Genomic DNA, 8,154 nt, shown 5'->3' with positions numbered 1-8,154 from the left:
CCGAGTTGGAACGCAGGTGCCTGGAACGGGGAGTGTTCTGCTCACTCGACGACCTCAAGACCGCGCTCGAAGAGTGGATCAAGGTCTGGAACGACCAGGCCCGGCCCTTCAAATGGACCAAGACCGCCGACCAGATCCTCGACCGCATCTGCCGCTACTGCGACAGGATCTCCGAACCAGGTCACTAGGTCCTGTCGTCGAACTGCTCTCGTCACACTCCCGCCTGCTCTTCGGGCGACGACGGGAAGGTGAGTCGGGACCTGGCCGTGCACCCGGGGGCAGCGCCGGAATCAGGGGTGGCCGGGGGCCGGTTCGGGGTGCGGGCGGGTCCGGGCGGTGACCGTGATGCGCCGGCCCGCGAGGCGGCAGCCGAGGCAGTCGGGGTGGCCGTGGCGGGCGCCGGTGTCGCGGACCCGCCAGTCCCACTGGTCGGAGGGGCGGGGGCCGGAGGGCTTGCCCCAGCCCGTCAGATGGAGGGTCCAGGTCGTGGCGGCGGCGAGAACGGCCAGTGCCGCGCCGAGCCACAGGGCCCAGGTGCGGTCGAGGCAGATTCCGGCTCCGGCGACGGTGGTGCCCAGACCGGCGAGGGCGGTTCCGGTCCATCCGGCCAGGGTGTGGCCGAGGTCGACGTCGCCGTGGGCGCTCATGGATGCTCCTGTGGGGTGTCGGGGCAGGCAGGATGAAGGCATCGGTGAGACGGTTTATCTCGCGAGCTAAGTAACTTAGATGCTAAGGAGTCTCTGCGTGGAGGGCAAGAGCCGTCCCCCGGCCACCGTCGGCGAGGCGATCCATCGGATGGACGCGTACGTGGCCCTGGGCCTCATCGGCCAGCAGGAGGTCGCCCAGGCCCTCGGCATCAACGTGACCGACCTGACCTGCCTCGGGCACGTGCTCGGCGCCGGCGAGGATCCGCTGTCGGCCGGGGACCTTGCGGAGCGGGCCAACCTCACCACGGGGGCCGTGACCGGCGTGCTCAACCGTCTGGAGAAGGCCGGGTACGCCCGCCGGGCCCCCGACCCGGCCGACCGGCGGCGGGTGCGCGTGGTCGCGGACCCGGACGCGGCCGCCCGGGTCGTCGCGCTGTACCAGCCGTTCTACGCCCGCCTGGAGGACGTCTTCGCCCGGTACACCCCGGAGGAGACCGCGGTCATCGCCGACTGGTTCACCCATGCCGCCGAGGCCGCCCGCGCCCATCTGCACTCCCTGCGCGGCCGCGCCCTCTGACCCGGGAGGGGGCCGGGGCAGGGGCACTCGGCCGCTCCGGGGCCCTCGGCGGCTCAGGGGCTCTCTGTGGGTCGGGGGTCCTCAGGGGGCCTCAGTGGCTCAGGAGTCCTCAGCGACGCAGGGAGGTCTCCGGCCATCTGGTGCGGGCCTGTTCCGGCGAGCGCATCAGGGCCAGGGTCGGGAGGCCCTGGGTGTGACCGCCGGCGAGGAGCTCCGGGAGCTGGGGGAGCGGGGCCACGGCGGCGACGTCGTCCAGGACGAGGGTCATTGGTGGGTCGAGCCGACCGTCGGATGACCGTGCGGCCATGCGGCGGCCGTGCTCGACCACGCTTGCGGCGAGCGCCGTCAGGAGCGGCATCGCGCCGGGGTGGGTGCGGGGATCCTCGATCGGCTCCCCCACCACGTAGAGGGTGCCCCCTTCGGGGAGGAAAGATGCCAGCGCCAGCGAATCCGTTCGATTCGGGGTGCAGGCCTCCCGGATGTGGACCGAGGAGAGCGAAGCCAGCGCACGGGCCGTCAGTTCCTGTGCCGTGCGGCGGCTTTCCGGGTGTGCGGTGAGCGCCGATTCGAGCAGTCCCGCGTGGCCGGAGGCCGCCTTCGGGTGGCTCCGGAGGATCCGTACCGGCTCGTGGGCGCCCGTGCCCTGGGCCCAGCGGTGGACCTGGCGGAACGGTCGTCCGTCCACGGCGGCCGCGTGCAGCCAGCAGCGCAGGAGCGTTTCCGCAGTGTCCGCGGTGGCCGCGTCCAGCCGGGAGTGCGGACGTACCGGAGCCAGCAGGGCGACCGCCCGCTCGGCGGCCACGGCCGGGTCCTCGCAGCGCTCGGACGGCGACCAGTGGAGTCGCGCGGGGGTGTCGCACAGGTGGCCGGGGTCGTGGACGAGGACCGGGCCGAGCTTGCCGCGCGCGTCCTTGGTCGCGGACCAGAGGCCGGGGTCGGAGGTGACGACCAGGACCGCGCCCTCGGCGTCCCGGACGGCCTGGACGGCTGCGGGGCGGCGGGCGTCGGGCGGGCCGTAGAACGTACGGCCGGGGCCCGTGGGGCCGGGACCGTGAGCCGCCACCGGGGCCGGTGCCGCGGTCGGGACGGGGGCCGGTGCCGGGACGGGGGCGGCGGCCGGTGCCGGCGGTGTGGTCGGGATCGGGGCCGTGGGCGGCTCCGGCGCGTGCGTCGCCGCCGGACGGCGGGGGGCCGGGGGCGCCGGGACAGCCGGGGGAGCCTCGCGTACGTGCTCCTCGCGTACGGGTTCCTCACGCGGCCTCTCGTGGGCCGGCTCGTCGTACGCGGTCTTCTCGTACGGGTACTTCCCGTAAGGGGGCCTCTCGCGCGCCCGCTCGCGGGTCGCCCGTACCGGCTCCTCACCCCCTCCGTACACCCCCGCCTTCCTGCTCGCGCGCACCGCCCGCCAGCGGGCCAGGGTGCCCAGGGCGAAGACCGCGAGGACGAGGAGGATCATCGCCTCGCCGATCAGCAGACCCCAGAACAGGCCGTACCCCGACAGCTGGCCCGGCGGGGTGGCCGGCCAGGCGGCCGCGAGGTCCGTCGGGGCCGTGGCCAGGGAACGCAGGGCCGCGGGCGTGCCCGTGTAGGCGACGCCCTGCGGCCAGGCACCGTGGGAGAACAGACCGGCCAGGCCGGTCGCCGTCCACACCAGGACCGTGAGGCACAGAAGGAGGCCGAACAGGCTGAGCAGCAGCCCGTCGGAGACCCCTCCCCCGCCCTTCCGTGCCGTCTCCATCTACGCCACCGTCGACTGCGAAGTGCCGTTCATCTGCTGCTCGATGAGGATCGCCCGCTGCTCCGTCTCCCATTCGAGGTCCGGGTCTCCCGACGGGGCCGAGGCTTCCGTCATGGCGCGGTCCGTGTAGACCAGCGGGCGTTCTCGTTCGGTGATGAGGTGTTTGACCACCTGCACGTTGCCGTTGACGTCCCAGACCGCGATGCCGGGAGTGAGGGTCGGGATGATCTCGACCGCCCAGCGCGGCAGGCCGAGGACCCGGCCCGTGTTGCGTGCCTCGTCGGCCTTCTGGGCGTAGATGGTCCGGGTGGAGGCCATCTTGAGGATCGCCGCGGCCTCCTTCGCCGCCGCTCCGTCGACGACGTCGGAGAGGTGGTGGACGACGGCGACGAAGGACAGGCCGAGGCGACGGCCGAACTTGAGCAGCCGCTGGAACAGCTGTGCCACGAAGGGACTGTTGATGATGTGCCAGGCCTCCTCGACGAGGAAGATGCGCTTCTTCCGGTCGGGGCGGATCCAGGTGTGCTCCAGCCAGACGCCGACGATCGCCATGAGGATCGGCATGGCGATGGAGTTGCGGTCGATGTGGGACAGGTCGAAGACGATCAGGGGCGCGTCGAGGTCGATGCCGACGGTCGTCGGGCCGTCGAACATGCCCCGGAGGTCACCGTCGACCAGCCGGTCCAGGACGAGGGCGACGTCCAGGCCCCAGGCCCGTACATCGTCTATGTCGACGTTCATCGCCTCGGCGGATTCCGCCTCGGGATGGCGGAGCCGCTCCACGATGTCGGTGAGGATCGGCTGGCGGTGGGCGGTGTGCTCGACGACGTGGGCGTGGGCGACCTTGAGGGCGAAGCCGGACCGCTCGTCGAGGCCGTGACCCATCGCCACCTCGATGATCGTCCGGAGCAGGGCGAGCTGCCCGGTCGTGGTGATCGACGGGTCGAGCGGGTTGAGGCGGATCCCGGAGTCGTTGGCGACCATGGGGTCCAGGCGGATGGGGGTTATCCCCAGCTCCTGCGCGATGAGGTTCCATTCGCCGACGCCGTCCTCGCCCTGGGCGTCGAGGACGACGACCTGCCGGTCGCGGAAGCGGAGCTGGCGGAGCACGTACGTCTTCTCCAGCGCCGACTTGCCGTTGCCGGACTCGCCGAGGACCAGCCAGTGGGGGGCGGGGAGCTGCTGCCCGTACAGCTGGAAGGGGTCGTAGATGTAGCCCTTGCCGCTGTAGACCTCGCGGCCGATGATGACGCCGGAGTCGCCGAGCCCGGGGGCGGCGGTCGGCAGATAGACGGCCTGGGCCTGGCCCGTGGAGGTACGGACGGGCAGCCGGGTCGTCTCCACCTTCCCGAAGACGAAGGAGGTGAAGGCGTCGGTGAGGACGGACAGCGGATCTCGCATGGGTCTGTGCCCCTTCGGCCCTAGCGGCGGATGCCGGTCGCGAACGGCAGGGTGTTCACAAAGGCCCGGTGGTGCTCGCGGTCGCACCACTCCAGCTTCAGATACGACTTGCCGGCGGAGGCCCTGATCGTGCGCTTGTCCCGGGCCAGGGCCTCGGGCGAACGCGACGACACCGTGATGTACCCGACCAGGTTCACTCCGGCCGCGCCACTGGCGAGATCTTCACCCCGCTGGTCGAGCCGGCCGTGCGCGGCGATGTCGCGCGGGTCGACCGTGCGGTTCATCTTGGCGGCGCGGCTGGCGTCGGCCTCGTCGTTGGTCTTCTCGGTGAGCATCCGCTCGATGGCGACCTCGGTGGGCTCCAGATCCATCGTCACGGCGACCGTGCGGATCACGTCCGGGGTGTGGACGAGCAGCGGGGCGAGGAAGTTGACTCCGACCGGGGTCATCGGCCACTCCTTCACCCAGGCCGTGGCGTGGCACCAGGGGGCGCGGGTCGAGGACTCGCGGGTCTTCGCCTGGAGGTACGTCGGCTCCATCGCGTCCAGTTCCGCGGGCCAAGCGTTTCGTTTCGTCATGGCCTGGATGTGGTCGATGGGGTGGTCCGGGTCGTACATGGAGTGCACGAGGGAGGCGAGCCGGGACTGGCCGAGGGGCTGGCGGACGCGGATGTCGGCCTCGGCGAGGCGGGCGCAGATGTCGGTGAGCTCGCGGGCCATGACGACGGCGAGGCCGGCGTCGCGGTCGAGCTTGCGGGCGCCGGAGGCGTGCTTGGCGGCGCGGGCCATGGCGTTGGCCTCGGCGGCGAGTTCGCGCGTGTAGTGCATGCAGGCGACGAGATAGGCGCGGTGCTGCTCGCTGGAGGTGGAGACCATCGACTGGAGCTGCTCGTACGACTCCATGAGCCACGCGGGCGCGTGGGGGTCGCCGCGCTGGCCGACGTCCTTGGCGTGGGCGTCCGGGTCGGCGGGGAGGGTACGGGCCAGCATCTGGAGGCGGGTCACGAAGCCGTCGCCGTTGGCGACGTGCTTGAGGAGGGTGCCGAAGCGGTCGACCAGCGCCTCCTGGTCCTCGCTGTCGCGCAGGCCGACGCCGGGGCCCTCGATCTCGATGGCGGCGGTGACGGTGCGGCGGTCGGCGTGCAGGAGGACGGCGATCTCGTCCGGGCCGAAGGGGGCGGCGAGCCAGCCGATGCGGCCGATGCCGGGCGGCGGGCCGATCTCGACCTCGCGGCCGTCGAGGCGGGTGCCGGCCTCGGAGACGACGGAGCGGTAGGCCGTGCCCCGCTTGAGCATCCGCTTGTAGCTGCGGTTGATCTCGAACCACTTGTAGAACGTGCGGTGCTTGTACGGGAGGTACACGGCGGCGATCGCGAGCATCGGGAGGCCGGCGAGGAGCGCGATCCGCAGGGGGAGGAGGGGGACGAGGAGTCCGCTCATCATGCCGAGGAAGGCGCCGACGATGATCAGGGCGATCTCGCCGGTCTCGCGGTTCTTGCCGACGATCGCGTTCGGCCGGGCCCGGCCCACGAGATACGTACGGCGGGGCGCGACCGGCTGGGACTGGGTCGTCAACGCCCTGCACCTCCAGAGTTCTTGCGGCTGCTGTGCGGGGTTCCCGCGGTGGGACTGCTGCTGCGGGGCGGGGGCGGAGGAGTCGCGCCGCCGCCACCGCTTCCGCCACGGCTGCTGTGGGCGGCCATGCCGCCGGACATCGGATTGGCGGGGCGGGCGGGCTGGGAGCCCTGGCCGCCGCCTCCGTCGCCGCGGGAGCTGTGGGTCTTGATGCCCTGGGAGACGAGGGAGGCGGGGGAGGAGATGACCGCGGCGGCCGCGTTCTCGCCCGCGCGGTGGAGGCGGTTGTTGCGGGAGGCGGCGATCTCGTCGCCGAAGCCGGGGACGAAGCGGTAGATCATCGCAGAGGCGAAGATCGCGAGCAGGATGATCGCGAGACCGGAGACGACGGCGGAGAACGAGTCGGGTCCGGTGCCGGAGGAGAGCGCGCCGGCCAGGCCGAGGACGATGACGATGACCGGCTTGACCAGGATGATCGCGATCATGATGCCCGCCCAGCGGCGGACGTGGCCCCACATGTTCTTGTCGACGAGGCCCGAGTAGACGACGACGCCGAGGAGTGCGCCGACGTACAGCATGACGGCGCGGAGGAAGAGCTCCAGGTAGAGCACGCCCGCGGCGATGACGGTCACCAGCGACACGATGATCAGCATGATGGGGCCGCCACCGATGCTGTCGCCCTTCTGGAGGGCCTCCTTGAAGCTGCCGAAGAACACGTCGGTCTGCTTGCCGGTGCCGGAGGCGATGACCTCGGTGACGGCGTCCGTGGCGTTGACGACGGTGTAGAGGATCAGGGGGGTGAAGGCGGAGGCGAGGACCGTCAGCCAGAGGAATCCGATGGCCTCGGAGAGCGCGGTGGTGAGGGGGACGCCCCGGATGGCGCGCTTGGCGACGGCGAGGAGCCAGAGGAGGAGGGTGAGGACGGTGGAGGCGGCGAAGACGATCGCGTACCGGCCGAGGAACTCCGTGTTGGTGAAGTCGACGTCGGCGGTTTCTTTGACGGCCTTGGAGAGGTAGTCGATGGTGGCGATGGCGGCGTCGGAGAAGCCGCGGGCGAGGGAGCTGAGGGGGTCGACGGCGGAGGTGGGGTCGGTGACGGGTGCGCCGCCGCCTCCGGTCTGACCCTGCTCGCACAGTTCTCTCGCCTGGCCCACGATGAGATCGCAGCGGGTGTCCGAGGGGCTCGGGGACGGCGTGGGCGCGGTCGGCGTCGGGGTGGGCGCGGCCTGAGCGGTCGAGAGGGACAGGAAGGGCGCGGCGAGGAAGGCGGCGGTGAGCGTGGCCGACACGCGGCCCGCCAGGCTGCGGCTAGCGGGCATAGGTGAAGCCTCCGTATCCCTCGACGGCCTCGGCGATGTCGTCGGCGACCGAGGCACGGTTGTCGCCGTTGACCGGGGTCGGGCCCTCGCTCTGGGTGGACGACGCGATCCGCCAGTCGCCGTCGACCCAGGTGAGTTTCTGGGTGAGCGTGAACCAGGTGGACGTGACGGGCTTGGTCGAGCCCGTCCCGGCCAGACCGACGAGACCGGTGCACCAGACATCGACCGTCGCGGAGGTGTCCGTGTAGTCGCGGACCTTGGCGCCGACCGGGACGGTGCGGGACACGAAGGTGAGGCCGGTGGGCGCGGCGCCGTTCGCGTCGAGTCCGATGCCGGTGAGGAACTCGGCCGAGTAGGAGATGTCCAGACGGTTCAGCAGATCGTCCGCGACGGCCGGATCGTGGGTGGCGCGGATGAGGTCCTCGCGGGGGCCGTCCTGGAACATCCCGACAGAACCGAGCGCCACCGCGTAGTTCGTCGCCGCGCTCTGCGCCCCCTGCTCGTCCTGGCTGTAGCCCGTGGGGATCTGGCCGTTCTTGCCGGTGACCGGGCGGACGCCCGTCGCCGCCGTGGGGGCCGTCTTGGCGGGGGTGTCGGAGGAGGGGCCCGCCGCGTCCGCGGGGTCGCCGCCGCCGCGGTTGGCGAAGGCGATGGCGGCGACGAGGAGGACCACCACGCCGACGACCGTGATGAGGGAGCGGGAGCTGCGGACGGGGCGGCGGGCGCCGCCGTACACGTCGCCGCTGTTGCCTTCGGGCAGGCGGGTCCGGGTCTGGCCCGAGCCGCCCACGCCGCCGAAGCTGTCGTGCTCGTCACCGGGACTCATGCCGGGAACGCCCCCTCACTGGTTCGCGGTACGGGCAGTACGTCGTGCTGGACATCTGGGGAACGCATTCTC

The 8,154-nt window shown here is 71.9% G+C and carries 7 protein-coding genes and 1 pseudogene; 2 read left to right on the top strand and 6 right to left on the bottom strand.

Annotation, left to right across the window (positions count from 1 at the left end):
• Positions 1-188: pseudogene (locus ACZ4XX_RS34175) on the top strand (IS630 family transposase); the annotation flags it as partial.
• Positions 189-290: 102 nt separating this feature from the next.
• On the opposite strand, the gene ACZ4XX_RS34170 reads toward ACZ4XX_RS34175, so the two are convergent.
• On the bottom strand, positions 291-647 hold the full coding sequence (locus ACZ4XX_RS34170) for an HGxxPAAW family protein (RefSeq protein ID WP_468511734.1): 357 nt from the start codon (positions 645-647) through the stop codon (positions 291-293).
• Positions 648-744: 97 nt separating this feature from the next.
• Here ACZ4XX_RS34170 and ACZ4XX_RS34165 point away from each other — a divergent pair, with 97 nt between their 5' ends.
• Positions 745-1,224 carry a MarR family transcriptional regulator gene (locus ACZ4XX_RS34165; protein WP_468511733.1) on the top strand — a complete coding sequence of 160 codons (480 nt, stop codon included), beginning with the start codon at positions 745-747 and terminating at the stop codon, positions 1,222-1,224.
• Positions 1,225-1,333: 109 nt separating this feature from the next.
• On the opposite strand, the gene ACZ4XX_RS34160 is transcribed toward ACZ4XX_RS34165, so the two are convergent.
• The 5 genes from ACZ4XX_RS34160 to ACZ4XX_RS34140 are packed head-to-tail and all read right to left on the bottom strand — an operon-like array spanning position 1,334 to position 8,082.
• On the bottom strand, positions 1,334-2,962 hold the full coding sequence (locus tag ACZ4XX_RS34160) for a type VI secretion protein (protein ID WP_468511732.1): 1,629 nt from the start codon (positions 2,960-2,962) through the stop codon (positions 1,334-1,336).
• Positions 2,963-4,363, bottom strand: a complete 1,401-nt coding sequence (locus ACZ4XX_RS34155; RefSeq protein WP_468511731.1) for an ATP-binding protein — start codon at positions 4,361-4,363, stop codon at positions 2,963-2,965. It abuts the gene before it with no gap.
• Between the two features lie 20 nt (positions 4,364-4,383).
• Complete coding sequence (locus ACZ4XX_RS34150; protein WP_468511730.1) at positions 4,384-5,937, bottom strand: SCO6880 family protein; 1,554 nt, start codon at positions 5,935-5,937, stop codon at positions 4,384-4,386.
• Complete coding sequence (locus tag ACZ4XX_RS34145) at positions 5,934-7,256, bottom strand: hypothetical protein (RefSeq protein WP_468511729.1); 1,323 nt, start codon at positions 7,254-7,256, stop codon at positions 5,934-5,936. The genes ACZ4XX_RS34150 and ACZ4XX_RS34145 overlap by 4 nt, the downstream gene beginning before the upstream one ends.
• Positions 7,246-8,082, bottom strand: coding sequence for a DUF8175 domain-containg protein (locus tag ACZ4XX_RS34140; RefSeq protein ID WP_468511728.1), 837 nt, complete (start codon positions 8,080-8,082; stop codon positions 7,246-7,248). Before ACZ4XX_RS34140 ends, ACZ4XX_RS34145 begins: the two co-directional genes overlap by 11 nt.
• Positions 8,083-8,154 lie beyond the last annotated feature (72 nt).

Source organism: Streptomyces sp. NPDC029956, assembly GCF_055574655.1.
This window is presented reverse-complemented; position numbering and strand designations above follow the sequence as displayed.

What these genes read in the sequence shown, in the direction of transcription:
- ACZ4XX_RS34155 (WP_468511731.1), bottom strand. Translation starts at nt 4,363, where the DNA reads ATGCGAGATCCGCTGTCCGTCCTCACCGACGCCTTCACCTCCTTCGTC.
- ACZ4XX_RS34145 (WP_468511729.1), bottom strand. Translation starts at nt 7,256, where the DNA reads ATGCCCGCTAGCCGCAGCCTGGCGGGCCGCGTGTCGGCCACGCTCACC.
- ACZ4XX_RS34160 (WP_468511732.1), bottom strand. Translation starts at nt 2,962, where the DNA reads ATGGAGACGGCACGGAAGGGCGGGGGAGGGGTCTCCGACGGGCTGCTG.
- ACZ4XX_RS34140 (WP_468511728.1), bottom strand. Translation starts at nt 8,082, where the DNA reads ATGAGTCCCGGTGACGAGCACGACAGCTTCGGCGGCGTGGGCGGCTCG.
- ACZ4XX_RS34170 (WP_468511734.1), bottom strand. Translation starts at nt 647, where the DNA reads ATGAGCGCCCACGGCGACGTCGACCTCGGCCACACCCTGGCCGGATGG.